Annotated in this window: 15 protein-coding genes and 2 pseudogenes; 5 read left to right on the top strand and 12 right to left on the bottom strand. The window is 57.6% G+C overall.

Annotated elements, in window-relative coordinates; all coding sequences use genetic code 11:
• The 5 genes from AC5P7U_RS18995 to AC5P7U_RS18975 form a co-directional block, all read right to left on the bottom strand.
• The gene (locus tag AC5P7U_RS18995; protein ID WP_197563844.1) at positions 1-576 is read right to left on the bottom strand and encodes a gluconate 2-dehydrogenase subunit 3 family protein; all 576 of its coding nucleotides are present in this window, start codon (positions 574-576) and stop codon (positions 1-3) included.
• Positions 576-2,261 carry a GMC oxidoreductase gene (locus AC5P7U_RS18990; protein WP_197563843.1) on the bottom strand — a complete coding sequence of 562 codons (1,686 nt, stop codon included), beginning with the start codon at positions 2,259-2,261 and terminating at the stop codon, positions 576-578. The genes AC5P7U_RS18995 and AC5P7U_RS18990 overlap by 1 nt, the downstream gene beginning before the upstream one ends.
• Before the next feature lie 27 nt (positions 2,262-2,288).
• Positions 2,289-3,185: a hydroxypyruvate isomerase family protein gene (locus AC5P7U_RS18985; protein ID WP_197563842.1), complete on the bottom strand. Its 897-nt coding sequence runs from the start codon at positions 3,183-3,185 to the stop codon at positions 2,289-2,291.
• Positions 3,186-3,403: 218 nt separating this feature from the next.
• On the bottom strand, positions 3,404-4,234 hold the full coding sequence (locus AC5P7U_RS18980) for a hypothetical protein (protein WP_481458244.1): 831 nt from the start codon (positions 4,232-4,234) through the stop codon (positions 3,404-3,406).
• Positions 4,235-5,117: 883 nt separating this feature from the next.
• The gene (locus AC5P7U_RS18975; RefSeq protein ID WP_111108445.1) at positions 5,118-5,396 is read right to left on the bottom strand and encodes a helix-turn-helix domain-containing protein; all 279 of its coding nucleotides are present in this window, start codon (positions 5,394-5,396) and stop codon (positions 5,118-5,120) included.
• A 1,499-nt stretch (positions 5,397-6,895) separates the two neighbouring features.
• On the opposite strand from AC5P7U_RS18975, the gene AC5P7U_RS18970 reads away from it, so the two are divergent.
• From AC5P7U_RS18970 to AC5P7U_RS18960, 3 genes are all read left to right on the top strand, one after another.
• Entirely contained in the window at positions 6,896-7,459 is a 564-nt protein-coding gene (locus tag AC5P7U_RS18970; RefSeq protein ID WP_495221351.1) for a cyclin-dependent kinase inhibitor 3 family protein, read from the top strand.
• A gap of 436 nt (positions 7,460-7,895) precedes the next feature.
• On the top strand, positions 7,896-9,788 hold the full coding sequence (locus tag AC5P7U_RS18965) for an AAA family ATPase (protein ID WP_495221350.1): 1,893 nt from the start codon (positions 7,896-7,898) through the stop codon (positions 9,786-9,788).
• Positions 9,789-9,801: 13 nt separating this feature from the next.
• Positions 9,802-9,999, top strand: coding sequence for a hypothetical protein (locus AC5P7U_RS18960; protein ID WP_495221349.1), 198 nt, complete (start codon positions 9,802-9,804; stop codon positions 9,997-9,999).
• 378 nt (positions 10,000-10,377) lie between these two features.
• On the opposite strand, the gene AC5P7U_RS18955 is transcribed toward AC5P7U_RS18960, so the two are convergent.
• The 3 genes from AC5P7U_RS18955 to AC5P7U_RS18945 form a co-directional block, all read right to left on the bottom strand.
• Entirely contained in the window at positions 10,378-11,070 is a 693-nt protein-coding gene (locus tag AC5P7U_RS18955; RefSeq protein WP_495221348.1) for a TIGR02391 family protein, read from the bottom strand.
• 212 nt (positions 11,071-11,282) lie between these two features.
• Complete coding sequence (locus tag AC5P7U_RS18950) at positions 11,283-11,441, bottom strand: hypothetical protein (protein WP_208081717.1); 159 nt, start codon at positions 11,439-11,441, stop codon at positions 11,283-11,285.
• 284 nt (positions 11,442-11,725) lie between these two features.
• The gene (locus AC5P7U_RS18945; RefSeq protein ID WP_495221347.1) at positions 11,726-12,184 is read right to left on the bottom strand and encodes a hypothetical protein; all 459 of its coding nucleotides are present in this window, start codon (positions 12,182-12,184) and stop codon (positions 11,726-11,728) included.
• A gap of 223 nt (positions 12,185-12,407) precedes the next feature.
• Here AC5P7U_RS18945 and AC5P7U_RS18940 point away from each other — a divergent pair.
• A pseudogene (locus AC5P7U_RS18940) lies at positions 12,408-13,145 on the top strand (IS3 family transposase); the annotation flags it as partial.
• Between the two features lie 5 nt (positions 13,146-13,150).
• Here the strand turns inward: AC5P7U_RS18940 and AC5P7U_RS18935 are convergent.
• Together AC5P7U_RS18935 and AC5P7U_RS18930 are read right to left on the bottom strand one after the other, a co-directional pair.
• A complete protein-coding gene (locus AC5P7U_RS18935; RefSeq protein ID WP_495221346.1) occupies positions 13,151-15,073 on the bottom strand; it encodes a UvrD-helicase domain-containing protein in 1,923 nt (640 codons plus the stop codon).
• Positions 15,070-17,190, bottom strand: a complete 2,121-nt coding sequence (locus AC5P7U_RS18930) for an ATP-dependent nuclease (RefSeq protein ID WP_495221345.1) — start codon at positions 17,188-17,190, stop codon at positions 15,070-15,072. Before AC5P7U_RS18930 ends, AC5P7U_RS18935 begins: the two co-directional genes overlap by 4 nt.
• Positions 17,191-17,557: 367 nt before the next feature.
• Between AC5P7U_RS18930 and AC5P7U_RS18925 the strand changes: the two are divergent.
• A pseudogene (locus AC5P7U_RS18925) lies at positions 17,558-17,797 on the top strand (IS3 family transposase); the annotation flags it as partial.
• 84 nt (positions 17,798-17,881) lie between these two features.
• Here AC5P7U_RS18925 and AC5P7U_RS18920 read toward each other — a convergent pair.
• On the bottom strand, positions 17,882-18,295 hold the full coding sequence (locus tag AC5P7U_RS18920) for a hypothetical protein (RefSeq protein WP_490151689.1): 414 nt from the start codon (positions 18,293-18,295) through the stop codon (positions 17,882-17,884).
• Between the two features lie 28 nt (positions 18,296-18,323).
• Positions 18,324-20,138 carry a hypothetical protein gene (locus AC5P7U_RS18915; protein ID WP_495221344.1) on the bottom strand — a complete coding sequence of 605 codons (1,815 nt, stop codon included), beginning with the start codon at positions 20,136-20,138 and terminating at the stop codon, positions 18,324-18,326.
• Between the last annotated feature and the right edge of the window lie 56 nt (positions 20,139-20,194).

Genomic DNA, 20,194 nt, shown 5'->3' with positions numbered 1-20,194 from the left:
TCAGCTGGTCCCCCATGCAGGCGTGCCGGCAACATAGGCCAGGTCGCCATCGTAGCGACCCGGTACCGCAACGTAGTGCAGCACTTCGGTCGCACCGACCTTCGACGTGAAGAAGCCGAAGATGGCCAGCTGCTTGAGCATCGTGAAGTAATGCGGCATCGCCTCCCCCTCTTCCGGAGTGCCCGTCTCGGTCACCTCGGCCGTGCGTGCCTTTGCCTCCGCATCCAGCGTGCGCAGCAGCGTGGTACGGGCGTCTGGCGTGAGCGATGCGAAGCGGCTACCGGAGCGCGCGTCGATATCGGCGAGGCCGGCGCGGAACGTCGCCTGCTGCCGGGCGGTGTAGCAGTCGGTGACGAAGGTCGCCATGAACCGGCCGGCACCGGCATCCTTCGCTCCCGGTGTTTTCGTCCGTGGCAGGATCGTCTCGGCAATCTCGTCCAGCAAGGCGATGTCGGCGTCGGAGAACGCAGGCATCACCCCGGCAGCCGGTGCCTTGCCCTGCACCAGCGCAGGCAGACCGACCATGGCCGCACCCGTGGCAGCGACGATCATCTTCAGCAGTTCGCGGCGATCCATCAGAGGTTCCCCGCTTTCAGTTCGCGCACGGCATGGTCGGCGGCGCGGGCGGTCAGCGCCATGTAGGTCAGCGACGGATTCACGCAGGCGCTGGAGGTCATGCAGGCACCGTCGGTGACATAGACGTTGGGTGCATCCCAGACCTGGTTGTGCTGGTTCAATACCGAGCTCTTCCGATCACGGCCCATGCGCGCGGTTCCCATTTCATGGATTCCCTTGCCCGGCGCGTAGTCGTTGTCGTGCATCTTCACGTCCTTGACCCCGGCTGCCTCCAGCATCTCGGCGGCATCGGCGGCCATGTCCTTGCGCATGGCCAGTTCGTTGGCGCGCATGGCGACGTCCATCGCCAGCACCGGCAGCCCCCACTTGTCCTTGCGCTCGCGGTCCAGGCGGATCGTATTGTCGTGGTGCGGCAGCATTTCACCGAACCCGGTCATGCCGATGCGCCAGTCACCGGGCACGGTCAGCGCGTCCTTCAAATCGGCACCGATGTTCAACTCGGCGATCTCGCGCGACCAGCCTGTGCGGCTGGCGCCGCCCTGGTAGCCGAACCCGCGCAGGTAACCGCGCGTGTCGGCGGCAACGTTGCGGAACCGCGGAATATAGAAACCGCACGGACGACGGCCGAAGTAGTACTTATCTTCGTAACCCTCGACGCGGCCCGAGGCGCCTGCTCCGAAATGATGGTCCATCACGTTGTGGCCCAGTTCGCCGGACGAGGAACCCAGGCCACCCTCCCAGACATCGGTGGCCGAGTTCATCAGCAGCCAGGTGGAGTTGAAGGAGGAGGCGTTGAGGAAGATGACCTTGGCGGTGTACTGGTAGGTCTGGCCGGTCTCGGCATCGATGACCTCCACGCCGCGCGCACGCTTGCGATCCTTGTCGTAGAGCACTTCCTTGACGATCGAGAACGGCCGCAACGTCAGGTTGCCGGTTTTCATCGCCGCCGGCAGCGTCGCCGCCTGGGTCGAGAAATAGGCGCCGAACGGACAACCCAGGATGCACTTGTTGCGGTACTGGCAGTTGACGCGACCCTGCTCGGGCATCGGCTGGGTGATGTTGGCGGTGCGCGAGTGGATCATGTGGCGGGTGCCACCAAACGCCTTCTTGATCCGCGCGGCCACGTCCTTCTCGACGATGTTCAACGGGATCGGCGGCAGGAATTCGCCGTCCGGCAACACGTCCAGGCCTTCGCGCGTGCCGGCGATGCCGGCGAACTTCTCCACATGGTCGTACCACGGCGCGATGTCGGCGTAGCGGATCGGCCAGTCGGTGGCGATGCCGTCCTTCAGGTTCGCCTCGAAATCCAGATCGGAGAAGCGATAGCTCTGCCGCCCCCACAGCAATGAGCGGCCACCGACGTGATAGCCACGAAACCAGTCGAAGCGCTGGGTCTCGATGTAGGGCGAGTCCTGTTCGTTGGCCCACATCCCTTCCAGGTTTTCGGCCAGGCCGTAGTCGCGCATCAGCACAGGAAAGTCGGCCTTCATCGCCTGGGTGGGCCGGTTGCGATGCGGGAAGTCCCACGCTTCCTTCATCGCGTTCACATAGTCCTTGACGTGCTCGATGTTGCGGCCACGTTCCAGCATCAGGACCTTCAGCCCCTTCTCGGTCAGCTCCTTCGCCGCCCAACCGCCACTGATTCCCGAGCCAACAACGATGGCGTCGTAGTGATTATCTGCCATGGGTTTCTCACCTGGGTGGATATCGTTTCAGACGTCGCAGAGGCGGATCGCCTCGCGCAGAGAGTTGATGGGGTCTGGCGCCACAGGGGTGAATTCTTGTGCCAGATAGCCCTTGAAGCCGGTATCGCGGATCGCGCGACAGATGGCCGGATACTGGAGTTCCTGCTGGTCTCCGATCTCGTGCCGGCCGGGCACGCCTGCGGTGTGGTAATGCTTGAAGCAGGCGTGATGCCTGCCGATGGTGGCGATGATGTCGCCCTCCATGATCTGCATGTGATAGATGTCGTACAGCAGGCCGAAGTTGTCCGAGCCCAGCCGCTGGCACAGCTCCACGCCCCAGGCGGAGTGGTCGCACAGGTAGTCGTGATGGTCGACCCTGGAATTCAGCAGCTCCATCACCAGCACCACGCCGCGCTTCTCGGCATGGCCGAGGATGCGCTTGAGGCCGGCCTCGGCATTGGCCATGCCGTCCTGCGGGTCCATGCCGTTGCGGTTGCCGGAGAAGCAGATGAGATTGCGATAGCCGGCATCGGCGACCAGGTCAATGTGCCGCGTGTAGCGCTCCACCAGTTCATCGTGGAACTGGCGGCCGGCAAAACCCTGGGTCAGGCCCAGCTCTGCGCCGTTGCACATCGAGCTGTACACGTCATGGGCCTTCAGCGTGGGCCAGTCCTCCGGACCGACCAGATCGATGGCGGCGAAGCCGATGCCCTTCACCGTGCTGCAGAGCTGGGCCACCGACAGCTGCGGGAAGGTCCAGCGCGCGACGGAATGCTTCAGGTGACCCTTGAGCGGCGCATCGGCTGCGAAGGCAGGGAGCACGCCTGCCGCCCCCAGGCCGATGCCGCCGGCAACCGCAAGGCGCAGCGCGTCGCGCCGCGTGAGCCCCGTCGCCGGGGCCGGTCTGATCGAATGGATGGACATCCACCTTCCGGCCTCCCAACCGGTATCAAACGCAACGATTCACAGCAATGCAATCGATTGCACCATAGGGGAGGAAATTGCCGGTTTGCAAGTTGCGCTGCAAGAAATGCAATGCTGCGAGGCACAACTCCGTAGGAGTCGCGGAAAAAGAAAAGCCCCGCATGAGCGGGGCTTTCGTTCTGCCGGGAAACGAGCGTGGCACCATTCATTGGCTGGATCTAAGGCGCTGGCCGCTTCGCCATTTTCCTCATGGTGGCGTGCAGCTGTGACACCAGCTTCGGATTGCCAGCAGGTGATCTCGCTTCGTAGTCAGCCATCAACGTCTCGGCCCGCCGATCCCCCAGTTCTGCAGCCATCGCCATGGCAGCGGGTATGGGCTCCGGGCTTCCTGTCGCAGCGGAGAAGGCAACTCCGTACTGATAGGCGGTGAAGGGCGTTGGCCCCTCCGAGAAAACATCTGCAGAGCGATTGAGTACCTCCAACCGATCCTTGTCCACGGAGGGTCGCTCTGCCTCTGGCAGAGCTTTCACCACCTCCAGGTAGTTTTCCGCGCCGGCTTGCGCGGTAACTGCGGCCATTTTTGCCAGCAGCCGATCAACAAGAAATATCTCGGCTTTATGGTCTCCGCGATCGCTCATTGCTCTCAGCTCGGCTTCACTCATACCTTTTGCTGCCAGCCACTCCTCAGGAAGTGGGAAGCCCAGCCGGAGCAACGCTTCGCGATCTTCCGCGCCCGAAAAATGCACCGTTCCAAAGTAACGATCTGATATGTCCTCCAAGTACCTTCGGTCATCCTGATGCAAGCTCCGCAGGTACAGGTCCCAACTTGCTGTGCCTGAGTCCTTAGCACCGTCGAACAGCGCGTAGGCTCCGGGTTTCGCGCTCGCCTGTACGTCCATGGGACGTTCGGAGGTCAAAGCGACTGCAGGCGCGGATTCAATTCCCGCTCCATCGTTCTGGCAACCGATCACGGTCACAGGGGTCATTGCGAACAACGCTATGGAGAGAAGCGCATTCTTCATCACTTGGGGGCACCCGTTGATAGTCATGTCATACGTCCAAGCAGCGCATATTTCTCGCGGTTTCACTGCATCCAGATACTGAGAATCCGTTGTCACAGCCTGGATCGTCGCCACATCAGCAGTCGCGATGGTACTCCCAGCCCGTAGGGGTGCAATGAGAAAGCGTGCAGGCGCTATGTTCTTCCGCATATTCCATTCCTTGGATCCGTAGGTAATCTCTGCTTTGCATTTATTTCGCAGCCTATGGAACGCAGCGAGCAATGCGGCCTTTACCGTCTGCCCAAGTGGCTATCGCGTCTTGACCTTCCTGCCGATCCTTGAAGAAGGCCTTGATCGGACTCTTTTTCTCCCCCGGGAAGATACTGCCCGGTCCTGAAGGAAGAGGTACACGCCGGGTGTCCACCTGGCTCCGCCGTTGCCATCGCCGAATCCCCTGTGCATAAAAGAAAGGGCCCGCAACCAGATGGTTACGAGCCCCTTTTACACACGCTTCAATGCGTTGTCTGTCAGAACGGTAGTAAGCTATCGTGAAGAATGTACATAAACGAAACTAAGCTATAGAAACAGCAAATTTCGCGCAAGAATACGGGGGCCTGAGCAAAAATTCAGTGTACATAAATGGCGGGGAGTAGAACCTCCCCCCAGTCTCCATGACAGGTCATCTCCCCGGGAAATGGACCAAGAGGCAGTAGGAGGAGCTCAATCGTTCGACCCACGGACGCATGCTCTCTTTGGACTGGCCCCGAGCCGCCATGAAGCAGCTTGGAAGTGATCGCGCAAGGCGTCGAGCGAGTCGATCAGCAGGACGGCTATCGCTTGACCCAAGGCCAAATATCGGAAGCGGCACGTCGCGCACCTCGGAAAAGCCGGCGCCAGTCATCGGGCCTAGCGCGACGGCTGCGATCGTTCGCTAATGCCTGTCCTTGATCTGATTGCCGCGCACGCTCTGTAGCATCTTCAAGACCTGATCAGAGACCTCGGCGGGAGAGAATCCCAAGGCAGCGGCGATGAGGCAGAACTCCAACACGTCCAGGCGCCGCGCTCCAGACTCAACGGAAGAGATTCTCTGCTGAGGCCACCCCAAGTGTGAGGCTAGCCTAGTTTGACTGATACCCAACGACTCGCGTCGCTCGCGGAGAAGGCCGACCAACCGAAGGTATGCACTTTGGTAGATCGTTTTGGTAGCCATCGGGTCCGCCTAGAGGAGCGGAACGAAATCTATGGCCGAGCCGGGATCTACACGAAAATTGTGTAGACGACCTTCCGGTGGCTTGCTAGCATCAGAGCCGGTTGAACTGCCGGGGATCGAGTGATCTATGGTCGTGACCAACAGACCCTCATCCCTCCGTGGCCAGACCTCGATGCGCTGCTCGCATCGCTTGGGCCGTTCTACGCGTGCGCGTGGTGCGCGCTCGAGCGCTCCACTTCGATTTCCGCACCCGTAGCCGCTGACACAGCGATTGTGCAGCACTTGCTGCTGTTCCTTCAGACCGCAGGGGTTCTAGCTAAGACGGGCTCGTCAAATGGCTCTACAAAGCGATCTCTTTACGACCCCATTAGCTGGAGTTATCGGGAGAGCAGTCAGCTGCCTGGCGATCTGAGTACCGCACTGACCCATGCGCTGAGAGCCTGGCACCCTTCGCTTGGAGCACAGGACCGACAGTGGCTTTGGCGTCAGCTTTCCGACCGCGAAGCTACCGCCTATCTCGTTTCATTGCTACGCAAGCATCGGATCGGCATTCAACACGCCGAGGAGATTCTATGTGTACAGGAAAGAGAGTGGCGTGACCTGAGCTTGGGACGCAAGCGATACGTGATCTGGTCATCAGTCCGAGGAGCTGCCAGTGAGTTCTTAAGCACCGGCGGCGACGAATCCGCAGCATTGACCGTACTGAGCCGCGAGATACGCAGTCGAGCAAACTGGCTCTCTCACAAGCAAGCATCAGGAACACTAAGCAAGTCTGACTACTGCTTCCTACCAGACGCTATGTGGCGGCGACCGCTGATGGTCGATGTCGCATTAGAGAGTCTGCTACCCATTGGCGACAACTACTGGCTCGCCCCTCCCATCTTGGTTGCGCAGCAAGAGGGGCCAGAACTCAGATCGCGTCTTTTGCGACGCACTCAAACGTAGATAGGTCCTATCGCATGCGCCCCAGTATCCTCGCCCTCGATCTTGAGGGAACCCTCATCTCCAATGCAGTCAGCCAGATTCCTCGACCAGGACTTCGGGATTTCCTGAATTATGCTGGAACTTCCTTTGATGAGCTTGTGCTGTTCACGACGGTGCCTCGGCATATAGCGCTGAGAATCGCATTACTTCTGACTGAGGAAGGCCATGTACCTGGATGGTTCACAGAGGTCCGCTACGTCGAATGGACTGGTTCTATCAAGGACCTTCGATTCGTTTCTCCACTACTTGGCCAAGCTCTTCTGCTTGACGACCATCGCCCCTACATCCACCCAGATCAACTTAAGTTCTGGGTTGAAGCCCCCCTATTCGCATCACCGTACCTTGCTAATGACAGTGGTTTGGAGGTCGCTCAGAGACGCATAGGGGAGAGACTGTCGCTGCATTCTGGCTCGCCTGACTAAGCATTGCTCGAAACCATCGCGCGAGAGCCGCAGGCGAAGCAAACTCTAGATACTCTGCATGACAGAGCGCCCCATTCGATAGCCGGAGACAGTGTGACTAGGACCAGTCATTCCCACCCTCTTCAGATAGCGACTCTCCGGGTTGGCCATTGCGGCGGGGCCATCGGGGTGACGTTCGCCCCAGGCAAGCATCAAGACGTAGCTATGACCGGATCGTGGTCACGAGACTTGGATATGGACCTCGAAGCTATAAGCTCATGGGGTGCAAGTCATCTCATCAGTCTAATCGAGCCTTGGGAGTTCGAGGATCTTCGGATCGCCGCTCTGCCGGAGCGTGCAGCAGCCCATGGTCTACGGTGGTACGGACTGCCGATTGTGGATGGCGCTGCACCCGACTTCGGGTTCCTCCAGATATGGAAGGAATTGGAGACGCCCATATGCAACGCGCTACTTGACGGAAAAAGGATTGTCGTCCACTGCAAGGGTGGGCTGGGCAGAGCAGGTACTGTCGCCGGCATGCTTCTCCTTGCTACCAAGACCTCTCTGAGCAGCGAGGATGCGATCAGGCGCGTGAGAGAGGTACGCCCTGGTGCAGTTGAGACATTGGAGCAAGAGGATTTTCTGCACAACTGGGCATCTGCCTCCCCCCCCTTCTAGGGAAACACTGATCAGTTTCCAGTTCTTCTGAGAAGACCAACCGTCGAGCCGGCTCCAAATTGGCGGCGGACATTAGCTATGAGAAGCCACGGGGCCTGTCACCCTTCCCCATCCCCGATAAATTTTCCTAATCCTAGAGTTGGACGGCGGCATCCCTGCCGTTTGCTTGCCAATGTCCTCTATCGGCCAGAAGCAGACGCCTACACACTTGATTCAACTCATCTTTTGCCTTCACACGGCAATGGTCGCAGGCTCCAACCCCACACCGCCAACCAAATTTTCTATGTTAATTCAGTGCGTTACATAAAATTCGAAGTAGTGTCGGCATTTTTCGCGACAGCATGGTGATAGCAAACTAGCTGTCTCGCGTCTGTTGTGCTCTGTTAACCGAGTGTTGAAGGCACTACACTTCAACAAGTGCCCGGGGGGATGGACGATGCAATTAAAGTCATTTCGTGTCAGAAAGTTCCGAAACATAGTCGATTCGGGAGACGTGGCCGTATCGGATTCGGTGACTTGCCTTGTAGGCAAGAACGAAGCCGGAAAGTCGGGGCTGCTGGAAGCGCTTTATCTACTAAGCCCTGCGTACAAAGACACGCCAGATGCTGAAAAGCAGTACCCACGCTGGTTACACGTGAAGGATCGCCGCACATCCAACATCGCGGAATTCGAGTTCATAACAGCGACTTTTGTTCTCGATACAAGTGACGTCCAAGCGGTTGGCGAGAAGTTAGGCGCCGCTGTCTCGGCAGGGCAAGCAATAGAGGTTATGCGGAACTATGGTGGAACTACGCTCTGGAGCATGGAGGTAGATGACCTAGCCATCGCTTTCCATTTCCAGAAACTTCTGCCAACAGAAATCCAAAAACTAATTGGACAAGTCGATTCGATGACAACTTTCGTCACGTCTTTGATCGACCTGGAAGCCACCGAGGAAAACGGTTTAAGCATCGAAGATGTTAAGGAGGCCAAGCAGCTTCTGAAGAAGCACAGCCTAACGGATAACAATGGAATCGACCATGTAATACCTATCCTAGAAAAGAGACTTCCCACTTTCTTTAGGTTCACCGGATATAACACGCTACCTGGTCGAATTGACTTGCGCGAATTGGCGACAGCTGCCGAAGAGCCGGGTAACAGCGCAATGCAGACCGCACGCGCGTTGGTGGCGCTAGCTGGAACCACGCCAAAACAACTTAGCGCTGATGACTATGAGCAAAGACGCAGCGAGATGGAAGCTGTTTCCATTGACTTGACCAATCAAGTTTTCGAATACTGGAAGCAAAATCCTGACCTTGAAGTCAATATTGACGTAGATAAAGAAGAAGTACAGCGGCACGACGGAGTTCACATCGCCGCCAGATATCTTGAAATCCGCCTAAGAGACAAGAGAACTGGTTACTCCAATAACTTCAGTCAGCGTTCATCCGGCTTCCAATGGTTCTTCTCGTTCTTAGCAGCGTTCAGTGAGTTTGAGAACAAGGAGGCCACCATCGTGCTTCTTGATGAACCTGCGTTGGCGTTGCATGGCCGAGCGCAGGCCGACTTCCTACGTTTTATCAACGAGCGACTTGCTATCGTATCCCCGGTCATCTACACGACGCACTCGCCCTTCATGGTCGAAATGGGTCATCTTGATCGGGTAAGAATCATTGAGGATCGTGGACCTCCGAACGGCTCTGTCGTTTCCGAAGATGCTCTGGCGAATGACCCTGACAGCTTGTTCCCATTGCAGGCCGCATTGGGTTATGACATCGCGCAAAGTTTGTTCATCGGCCCCAACAATCTTGTAGTTGAAGGGACTTCTGACTTCATCTATCTAACCGTCATGAGCCAAGTAGCCAGTCAGAAGAAAAAGACGGCACTAGACTCACGCTGGCGCATACTTCCCAGCGGCGGTGCAACTAACATCCCGACCTTTGTGGGCCTTGTCGGACCGCATTTAGACATTACCGTGCTAGCTGATTCTGACACTCAAGGAATGCAACGTGTCACGGGGATGATTGAGAAGAAGCTGATTACCGGCACTAGGCTCATTCTTGCGAACGCGGTAACGGGACAAAAGAACTCCGACATCGAAGACCTATTCTCTGTTGAAGACTACGTAAGCCTTTACAACGACACCTTCAAGGCAAAGTTAAAGCCCGCCGACCTTGGCCCGGGCGATAGGGTCGTCAAGCGCATCGAAGCCAAGATCGGCAAGACATATGATCACGGGGAGGTCGCTGAAACGCTTTTGAGGACTCACCAGGGACGGACCTTTAGCGATGAAACTGTTGACAGTTTTTCTAAGCTAAATGAACTCGTCAATGCAACCATGAAGACATAACGGAGGAATTCAGATGAATGATGTCGAATGGACCGACGTTAATGACCGCATCCCAATGCACGCAACGTCGGTGCTAGTGAAAATTCGTAATGGTGATGTGCTGCGTGGAAAGTACGTAAACCATCCAGACGATCCAAAGCAGGGGTTCGTTGTGCCGGCGCAGCTTGCCTATGACGACATTACGCATTGGCGATATGAGGCGCTAGCCTAGATGAAGGAAGGTCCCGCAATACCTTGGAGCGTTGCGGGGCCGGCCTCCATCTTAGCCGGTGGCCAAACTTGGCATGGTGCAATTTCACGACCCGGCGTAGAAACGGCACCGCAGCTGCTGCCAGTGTTTTGCATGAAGGGGCACGTCGGGCCAATCGAAACAACTGTGCCAAGGATTACCTCACACTGGCGGAAAATTACCGCGCTCTATGCGAGTCAAGCCACCGAGTACGAAGAAAAGCCGCGTTGGGTCGGGGGCTACCCTGCCCCCAATAAACACCCCTAATCCCCTGCCCGCGCCGATGTCCGCTTCCGGCCAAAAGCGACCGTCGACGTTTGAGTTACCCCGACCCACGAGGGGGCTCGACTTGATAGATTCCTACGCCAGCTTTACCGACGCGGTAGCGATAGCCTCAATGTCTAGAATGATCGTGTTAGCCATTTCCAAAATGGCTCTGGTCTGAGCCAGGCCGGGTTCAACATCGTTGTGAGCTATCCGGTTGCGGTAGACGCCGTAGAATCCGCTGATCAAGTTTCGCATTGCCTGCTTTTTCGGCTCGTCAAGCGCCACTGGAATTTTCCCACCCCTGCCAAATACGAGATTGACAAGCTCGTCGCCGTCAATTTCCTCTGCGACGCCGAATGCGCGACGGAGTCTGTCCGTGAGAATGACGAATATCTTGCGCATTGCCGAGTCATAATGCGCGCCATTGATCAGAGGAACCACGCCATCTTTTAGCTTCTGATCATAGTGCTGATACTCGTCAATGACCTCCGCGAGGTTCCGAAGTGCGGTTGGCAGGTCCCAGAACACGATGTCCCGGATGTCGCCTTGGCACGCATCTTTGTCATTCTGGTCCAGGTAGTACTTAAGGAACTTCAAATGCCTGCCGAGATTTCCGCATTGATTCCAGTCCAGCCCCGTCACGTCTAGGAGCTTCAGGCACTCATCGCTGAGACTCTTCTGGAGTGCAAGAAGCTCTGGCGCTTCGGCGTCAGGGTAGACATTGAACATCTCTACCGCCTTGTCGTATGCCTTCACGTACTGCTGAACACCATTCGCTAGGGACATATGGGCTCCAAAGGCTCAACGGCTGAATTATGCCGAGCCGAGAAGCGGCTGCGGCTTGAATGAACTGTTAGGCCGCACCGGCCTTTCTCATCAGGTCCTTGTAGTCGTCTTTCATATGCTGATTCCGAGGCAGAACAGGAGTAGGGGCTCGAAATACCTCCTCTGCAGTTCCGGCAGGAGCTGAGTCCAGATCACGGGCAGGAGTCTGCCGATCAAAAGCGTCTTGTATAACGCTCGGGCAAAGGATCGCATTCCGGCAACGCAGCGAGGTACGCTTCAAGAGCATCAATAGACTGCGAGTAATGAATCGCCATATCGATCATCTCAAGCCCATGAAATGATCCTGTATTCCAGATCTTGTCGCTTTCCATGCTGGTGAGCTTCCGGCCCAACTTCGCCTCCATTGCCGATTGCGTTGCCGCAGACCAAAGCCGATTCTGTTCCGATGGAGTGGTCACTACGAAGTCCCAAGTTTCCGACGTGGCGAAACAACTATGCCCTTGCTACCACTCCTGAGCAAGCCGCGAGCCCTGGAGGGAAGATTAAAACTGAATTGGGTGACTGGTGCATCGGCAATGTCCGCTTCCGGCCAGGAGCGGACATTCAACTCTGGAACTAAGCCGACCCGCGCAGCGGGGGCGGCTTGAATGAACTGCTAGGCTTCTTCTTCGTTTGGGTGAGGCGAAAGGCCCCACCCAGCGAACTTGATGACGCGTTTGGTAACGCGACGTCCTTCGCCTGAAGCTCCAAGGGTGATTCCAGAATCATCGCCCTTAACGCCAAGGGATCCCTTTCCTTGCCCATCATAGAACTCTTCTATCTCGACTGATTCTGAGAAGTAGATTCGTTGGGATATGGCGAGCTCTTGCGCGACCCGGGCCTGATGGGCTTGGAATTCCATATTAATCCTTTGTTTCTTTGCCTCGTCTTCGAGGGACGTGATTCCTTTGTTCTCGGCCTCCTTCAAGTCCTCCTGAGATTTTCCGAGCGCAGCCACTATGCCAGCAATAGTAAGGCCGGCCGCACCCGCCATACCCAGGGGCGTGAACGCAACAGCTCCCGCTGCGATTGCTGCGGCAGCTGATCCGGCTGCTGCATACGAATTCTTAGTCATTACTTCCCCATTTGATGTCGACAAACATGCCCCAAAAGCCTAACTACCTAATAGACAGACTCGTGGGTCCGGCTATACGGCTTATCCACAAAGCACCGTATGGTGGCTTTCCCCTTGATACAGTTCGATCTTAGGACGGCGAGGCCCGGCTAACAAGCCAGCGTATAGCCGGACCCAGCGGTAGGCTCGGCGGCGGCCCCCATGGCCGCTTTGGGTCGCATGACGCCATGCGGCCAGAAGTCGCGAACTGCACGAAGACAGCTGCGGTACGTTGGGGGCTGGTCGCATGCGCGAAGACCTGGCTGAAGAGGGCAAAAGTGCCAACCTGAACCGGGTTGCGCGCCTGATGGCGACCGACGGCCTGCAGGCTTGGCCCCGGCGCAAGCGTCGCGGGCAGCGTGCTGGTGCGGCCGTGACGCCACCGGGGGTGACTAACCTGCTTGAGCGCGATTTTGTCGCGCGGGAGCCGGAAACCAAGTTGGTCACCGACATCGCCGAGATCAAGACCCAGCAGGGCAAACTGTATCTGTGCGTCGTGTTGGATCTGTACGACCAGCGCATTGTGGGCTGGTCAACGCATGATTGGCAGGATCGTCAGATGGTGCTACGGGCTGTACAAATGGCGGTTTGGCAGCGGCAACGAAGCGATGAGGTGATCCTGCATTCGGATCGTGGCAGCCAGTTTCGCATCTGTGACTACCAAGGCTACCTGTCGGCCAATGGCCTGATCTGCTCAATGAGCGCAGTGGGGCCTTGCGGTGACAACGCGGCCTGCGAAGGCTTCTTTGGCCTGCTCAAACGCGAGCGGATCTATCGAACGAGCTAGCCGACACTGGATGCAGCACGAGCGGATGTGTTTGACTACATCGAGCGACGCCACAATCCAAGGATGCGGCGAAGGGTCGCCAGGCAGGATCAGAAGGTTGCAGCTCTTTTAGAACCGTCCGTGATATCGGGGTAGAACCCTTACCTCACCGCCTCGATATGCCAGCCCTTGTTCAAGAGCGCTGTTCGCAATCCCGGCGGAACTCGGCCTTCGTTTGCCGCTAGGCACAGCAACGTTGTTGGACGGGACATCGCAACGTAGAGATTCCGCATTTGGGCCTGCTGTGTCTTTGGGAGCTTGTCGAGCCTCTTCAAGGCAATCCCGGCAATGTATTCAAGCCCTAGCGCGACGTCAAATTTTTTGCTGGTGCCTCCGTAGGACTCCATCACCAGAGATGCGGAGTGCGTCTCGCCCTTCATTCCGGCTGTCGTGCCCAGTCCAAATTCAAGACTCCGTCCCAAGTGGGAGACCTGACACCTCGTCGAGACGATCGGGCTCGTCGTTCCTTGCGGCCCTGGCTCATCAAATACGCTCAGGGCTGAGAACTCATCAAACACGAGTCCATCCGGGAGGTACGACTTGAGTCCCTCATACACAAACTGGATGGCCGAATCGCGCTGGCCCACAATACAGAGTTGCTCGCCAGAAATCGCCAGTTGGCGGGTAAGACGTTCAATCGGCATTGATGCACCGAACTCTCTTGCGGCCCGCGGCAGCGCACGTGCATCTCGAACGCCCTCCACCAGAGGCGCACCTGCCGCGCGGAGCACCAGCAGCAGAGCCCTCCGGACGTCGGAAACACGCGAGTTGAGCGATGCTTCCAGCAGGGTCTTCTTTGCATCCCCGACGAGCCCCCAGAAGCGCTCAGAACGCATGCTGGTGATTTTCTGGCCTTCACCATAGGCCGGCCAATAATCCACAAGGTGACGTCCAGCCGCAACCCTGCCTTCTCCCGACTTTCGAGTGCACATTGCCTTCACCTCCCGTGTCGCAGCGTCTTCGTCGCTCAAGCGGTCGATGACTAGGCGGCCATAGTGCGGAACCACCTTGGCTACATCTGCCGTGCAGTACAGGAGTAAGACCGGCGCGTGGGAGCCAGTTCCCTCTCCAACAACGGCATTGCCGCTAAGGCGCACGCTACCCACCGCACTTGCGATGGCCGGACCAAACCGCTTACTGGTGCTGATGCAACCGTAACCGCCCCGCGGGAACGTGAGAAGGTCAGCGTTCTCCTCGTCTGAAAGAATCTTCTGGTCTACATCTCCGAACCTTTGCATCACCGACTTTCCATCGAAGATGCGATTTAGGAAAGACTCCTGGTCCCAGGACGTGTCCTGCATCTCGTCTATAAACACCATCGGGAACCGCCGATGAACGACGTCCACGAGATGGGGACAGGTCTTGAGCGCGCGGTCGGCATACGCGAACATGTCCCGATGCCGAAAGATGCCGTCCTTAGTCAGCATCTTCTTTAGCGCCATTAGCGACTTGTATGATGCCGTGTGCGTGCCGGGCAGTGTTCCGTTCTCAACTTGCACCTGCAGATCCGCCGTCCGATAGAACAAGGAATTGACGATGCCGTCGCCATTGTTCTGGTTCTCCAGATACACGCGCAGGCCCGAGAACATGCCGAGTTGAAGAAGCGACTTAGCCTTATCGGCGAAGACGACGTCGTCGATGACATCGACCTTCTGGCCCAGGCTTCGCAACATAGGCATCGCGAAGAATTGGTTGACAAAGGCATGGATGGTGCCAACGAAATGAGGGTAGCTTAGGAGCTGCGCGCCCTCAGTGCTCCCCGCCAGGCGCTGCGCAATCTCGTCCCGAGCCACGTTGGTGTGGCTGAGAACACAGATGCCGCGTCGCGCATGTGGCCACTTTTTGGCCAATAAAAGCAGCTTGGCCGCGAGCAATGAAGTCTTCCCGCTGCCCGGAACCGCATTGAAGTCACGCGAACCGTTCTCTAGTAGTGCGCTCCGGCGTTCTACGTCATCGAAGTTCAGGTCCTTGGCTAAGGTCGCGAGGTCAGCTAGGTCTACCGATTCAAGGCTGACCGCGCTCACGCTCCATTCCCCTGCGTGCTACCAGGCGACGCGCATGGCGGATCGACTGGGGACACCACAATCGGGATGGCCGATGGAACTGAAGGGAATGCTGCGGGCACCGGGGGCAGTGTGGAGCTCGGGACTGCCGCTGCAGCTCCAGGCACGGTGGGCGCGGTTGGTACTGCCGCTCCCGGGCCGGCCGTCGCCGCAGGCTTCGCGGCTGGAGCGATAGTCAAGTGGGAGAGTGCTGCCTGCAGATAAGGAGGCAAAGCCTTGAACAGGTCTTCGCCTGTTCCATACTTTCCCGTGCAGACTAGTTGAGCTGCGTACTGGGCGGCGATGGCCTTCGATGCGTCCTTCTCTTGGAGCGGCTTGTAAATGATCGCTGCCAGCTCCTCCTCGGTGTGCCCGGCACCTTCCAGCGATGTCCAGCTCAACTCAGCTTCAACCAACGTCGCTGTCTCATCGGTTTCTGTAAGGCGTTCATCGCGAGACTTTGCCTTGGCTGCCAGCGAAATCGCCATGTGCATCAGCTTCGCACAGCCATGTAACGCTAGGTCGAATTCAAGCGTCCAGCGGTCTGACACACACACGATAGTCTTGCCGCCTTCAGCTCGTTCTTTCTTCCTCTGCACCGCTACAGCCATCTCCAGCGCCGAGTAGTCGGAATCGAAGCGTTTCCCCTTGGCGGGTTTGGCGACATATGTCTTCGCGACGTCGGGAACGATATCCCGGTCTGTCAGGCAGACCACCGGGATCGGAATTTCCGGACCGTCTCCCTCGCGCTGAAGGATGCGAGCGTAGTGATACAGGCCCGTGTGTCCGACATTGACCATTGACACACCATGTTTTGAGAACGACCGCCCGCACATCTCAGCAATAGCGGGAACCAAGATGGCTTCGGCGGGCCCCTCAACCATCATGACGCCACGGGCGAAGAATAAGTTCGCCTTGGTTGCGTCGATGAAGCGACGTAGGAACGAGTAATCGGTGCGGTTGAGCTTGGTCTTTCCGGCGGCAAGCGGAAAGGTGTGAGCCTTGTGCACCAGCGTCATGTCTTCGATGCGCGCGGTCGAGACCAGCGAAGGGCTATGGGTCGTCATGATGACCTGCACGCGCTTCTCCGCCTGTTCCTCATTGGAATGCTCCTTCAGCAGGTCCATCACGCGCTCCTGCAATTGTGGATGGAGGTGAGCCTCGGGCTCTTCGACGAGAAGCAGGGCGAGCTCCTCGCCGCCCCGAAGCAGTACCAGCTCGGTGGCCATGAACAGCGCGTTGTTGTAACCAAGGCCTCGCGCACAGCGTTCGTCCGGGTGGATGTGCGCACCGGGCAACAACGACAGCTCAAACCTTTCAAGGATTGGCGTCAGCGACAGGTCTGGAGCGATGCGGATGCGCGACTGAAGCTTCTCACCGGAGAACGCGAACTGGCCGAGGTAGTTGTCGTTGATGTCCTTCTCTACGCCCTTGACGACCTCATGCTCACCCAGGTGGTGCTGCGCAAACGCCATCAAGCCGACCAGGCGCTCAGGAACGTCCTTTGGCGAGGCCTTGTCGAAGTCGTTCATCTCTTGGCCTGAGATGTCGTTGTGAGCGCCAAGAATCTGCGAAAGACGTGATTGGCGGCCTGGTCGCAGCTCCGCTTCGGCGTCACGCAGTGGTCTCAGATAGGTCGCGCGTACAAGCTCCCTGACTGCGTAGCCGACCTCCGGCCCGGTTCCAGCAGCGCCGGTTCGAATGACGGTTTCGACGCGCGCTCGCTTCGTCGCTTGTGGCGGGTGGTAGCGCGCCTCGAGATGAAGGATGAGCGAGCAGGTTCCGTCCACACCGAGGGTGAGCCATTCGAGGACCGATGCCTCTTGATCTAGGCTTAATCCACACAGCGTAGCCTCGATGCTGAGCGTTTGAGCACGGCTCTTGCCTTCGATGTGGAAGTCCTGCTCGAAGAGCCTGACGGGCTCATAGCTTGTTGTCAGTAACACCTGCCGGATGGCATCGACGATACCGGTCTTGCCCGCATCGTTCTCGCCGACAAGGATGTTTAGCCCGGGATTGAGCTCCCAATCCAGTTTAGGCGCAGTTGTGCCGTCCCCAAACGCGCGATAGTTACGCGCCCGGATGTGCTTCAGATACATCCTGTCCCCCCCCAATTGTTCGACGGCATCACCTACGAATATTCGCAGGCTCAATACCGACTTTAGTTTTCGCTTGCCGCTTAGTATCAGCTATTTAAGTCCCTGCTTGAAAGACTCGGTATAGCCGCCCCTGAACACTGAAATCAACCAAGCGAACTTCCGCCTTTAGCCGAAGAAGCCAGTAACATACGTAGATAGTACGCGAAACGAATATGGGTCTTCGCGGATCAGTGTGGGTGCAATCGGGCACACGGAGGCTGCGACGCGCTAACGCCACTAGGTCACATCGAGTTCCAGGGCAGCATCGTGGGCACAGAGAAGCTCGATTTCAGCGCCTGCGCGCTCGGTGCGTCCGCGCCAGGCCCTGATGGCCGCCCGGCTGCCCCCGGCTGCTAAGCATCAGCCGTTCCGGGATCTATGCGGCTCCACGTCGTCGCCAGAACCCAACGACAAGCCCCTTGCCTGCCTCCGTGCTGACTGCTTCAGAGCCAGCGGTGGCGTCTATGGATCGCGGCGGGTCAGCGCCGTTGTAAAGGTGCAAGGCCTTGCCGTTGGCGCTTTTCGTGCCCGCCGACTGATGCGCGAACAGGGCTTGATGGCACGCTGGCGTCGCAAGTTCACTCACACCACCACCAGTCGACACGATCTCCCAGTTGCAGAAAACACTCTGGACGGCAATTCAAGCCATCGGCTAGCGATGACCACTCGCGCGACCCTTTCTGCTTCCGAAGATGCTGGCCACTCTTCGGTCCGGTGGCGCAACAGGCCTATACAACTCCTCAGGATCAATGCCCATCCGTTTAGCATTGGCCTCAATCAATGCAAGCCGCGCCAGAAGAGAGTGAACCTGCTGTTCCAGCTTATCCACCTCCGATGTTGCTGCGTCGACACGTTCTTCAAGAGATCTCCGCCTAGTGTCTCGACCGCGCTTTGCGTCTCTCCCAGCTCTTTTGTCGGCAGCGGCGATGACAACATCAAGCCCATACTTCTTTAGGACCCGGCGATCATGGCCAATCGACTTCGCAACTGCTAGCGTCGACAGAGGCATTTCGCCGTAGGGAAGCACCACTGCATCCGCGACATACTTGGCAACCTTCTCGGTCACTCGAGCTTCTATCGACGGCCTGGCCATGTTAATCCAAAGACCTATATTTGGAGGAATCGTGCTCGAACGGGGCCACGATCGCAGAATCATCTCTTGGTGCTGTCGCCAGAATAATACGCAACCCCTCATCGGTCGCTTTGAGTTCATCTACCCACTCAGCGACAAGCAACCCGCCCCCTGCATCCTGAGCGGCCACAGCATCCTGGAGCGCTCTTTCGTTCCGGCGTTGGAGATCAACCAATCGTCTTCGCTGGGAGGCATCGCCCGTGTCAAATAGGTATGAACCGCACCGTTTTACGCAGTTCATCGCACTGGGGCAAGGAGAAGCATTGAAGTCATGCACGCAGAATCCCAAGTGTGTCACGTGGACCGCTTGAACAACGGACTCTAGAAAGATATCCCGCTCGTCGGTCGCAAGAGAAAAGTACATAGCAGCGATGTCCCCTTGTAGTCGACCAGCCCGGATATGCTCTCTGAGCCTACGGAGGCGCTCCTCAGACGTCAGGTGCTTGTATGCCAGGAGATCCCCCTCATGCGCCCTGCGCTGCCACCGCACAAGATACGTGTCGGCGATCCCGGCTCCTGATGCCTTGGAGGTGACATAGTGACGGATCTGATGCGAATTGATGTTGATCGCACGACCGTCCTTCTCCAGCAGGCCCAACCGCTCAAAAACTGATTTCGCCCCGTTCCCACTCCCACCAAGGAAAGTGCCAACTTGCTGTTGACGAATCAAGGAGACCATCAGTGAGCTTGTCCCTTTCTCGCTATGCCCGGCATTCTTGAAGCAGATGAACAGCGCCTCATCCAAAGGAAGCCATGTCCCATCCGCGCGCATTGTCACGCCGCGAATAGATTCTTGAAAGTTCTTCTCACGAAGCGTTTGCAAGTAACACTGAAGCGATGACCGGTTAAACACGGCGACCTTGGCGACCGGATCCCTCCTCGTCTCGACATGTCTGGACAGGTACATCGCGCCCTGCGCTCCAAGCAAATCGCCGATCTCGCGAGCAGTTAACCAATCCTTGTCCATCGCCCAGTTCGGCAGAGGGAACTGATGCGGAGATGCAACCAACTCCTTGGCGCGGACCCTCGCATCGCGAGTTAGCTCCAGGGCTCGCCGTACCGCCTCCTGTGCTAGAGCTGCTTGCCCGGCGCTTAATGGGATCTTCTCCTCAATCGTCCCGTGACCCTTCGCTTTGAAGTAGAAGAGGAAGTGTCTCTCCCCCTCTTTACGGACAGGATTCGTTGTGAGCTGAAGCGGTTCACTCACACGCAGACCTGACGCGAACATCAATGCCGGAATACAAGACACCAGTTGCTCAAATGGACTAAGCGCATATTTCCCAGCAAAAACGTCTGCCAATGCCGTGATCGTTTCTTCGCTGGGAAGCAATGACAACCTCGCCTCCTGCCCAGCTAGCGTCATTCGATCAGCGCTCTCCTGCCGAGGAGTGCGGAAATCAGGCGATACGGCCGCGATCACGCCCGCCTCGGCGAGTCCTGTCAGCATTACTTGCAGGTCCACGCACCGACGATAGACGCTGCTTGGCTTCATGCCAGACTCGAGCATCATGTCTTCTGCTCGCTCTGCATCCTCCTTCCCTAAGCTCTCCCATTTGAACAGCTCACCATGGCCGCCAAGACGTACCTCAAGTGCCTCCCATAGCCAGCGCGCTGCGGTCGACCTGTTGTACAGCGTCCCAGGCTCCTTCCCGCAAATGGCCAGGTAAGCCTTGACCACCTCCGCGAATCGATCCGGCAGATTATTTCTGCATTGTCTATTTGCAATGCCCGCGAACAACAGCGAGACATTGCCGTCCCCCGAACCAGACTTCTTCAAATGTCGAATGTTCCATGAGGGAGCGGCGAAGTCCTGCCCGGGAAACCTGACCGCAA

This window comes from Stenotrophomonas sp. YJH_SMC_57 (genome assembly GCF_059369755.1).
This window is presented reverse-complemented; position numbering and strand designations above follow the sequence as displayed.

Coding starts and splice junctions, on each gene's coding strand:
- AC5P7U_RS18955 (WP_495221348.1), bottom strand. CDS start 11,070: ATGTCCCTAGCGAATGGTGTTCAGCAGTACGTGAAGGCATACGACAAG.
- AC5P7U_RS18965 (WP_495221350.1), top strand. CDS start 7,896: ATGCAATTAAAGTCATTTCGTGTCAGAAAGTTCCGAAACATAGTCGAT.
- AC5P7U_RS18985 (WP_197563842.1), bottom strand. CDS start 3,185: ATGTCCATCCATTCGATCAGACCGGCCCCGGCGACGGGGCTCACGCGG.
- AC5P7U_RS18930 (WP_495221345.1), bottom strand. CDS start 17,190: ATGTATCTGAAGCACATCCGGGCGCGTAACTATCGCGCGTTTGGGGAC.
- AC5P7U_RS18960 (WP_495221349.1), top strand. CDS start 9,802: ATGAATGATGTCGAATGGACCGACGTTAATGACCGCATCCCAATGCAC.
- AC5P7U_RS18975 (WP_111108445.1), bottom strand. CDS start 5,396: ATGGCTACCAAAACGATCTACCAAAGTGCATACCTTCGGTTGGTCGGC.
- AC5P7U_RS18945 (WP_495221347.1), bottom strand. CDS start 12,184: ATGACTAAGAATTCGTATGCAGCAGCCGGATCAGCTGCCGCAGCAATC.
- AC5P7U_RS18990 (WP_197563843.1), bottom strand. CDS start 2,261: ATGGCAGATAATCACTACGACGCCATCGTTGTTGGCTCGGGAATCAGT.
- AC5P7U_RS18950 (WP_208081717.1), bottom strand. CDS start 11,441: ATGGAAAGCGACAAGATCTGGAATACAGGATCATTTCATGGGCTTGAG.
- AC5P7U_RS18980 (WP_481458244.1), bottom strand. CDS start 4,234: ATGACTATCAACGGGTGCCCCCAAGTGATGAAGAATGCGCTTCTCTCC.
- AC5P7U_RS18995 (WP_197563844.1), bottom strand. CDS start 576: ATGGATCGCCGCGAACTGCTGAAGATGATCGTCGCTGCCACGGGTGCG.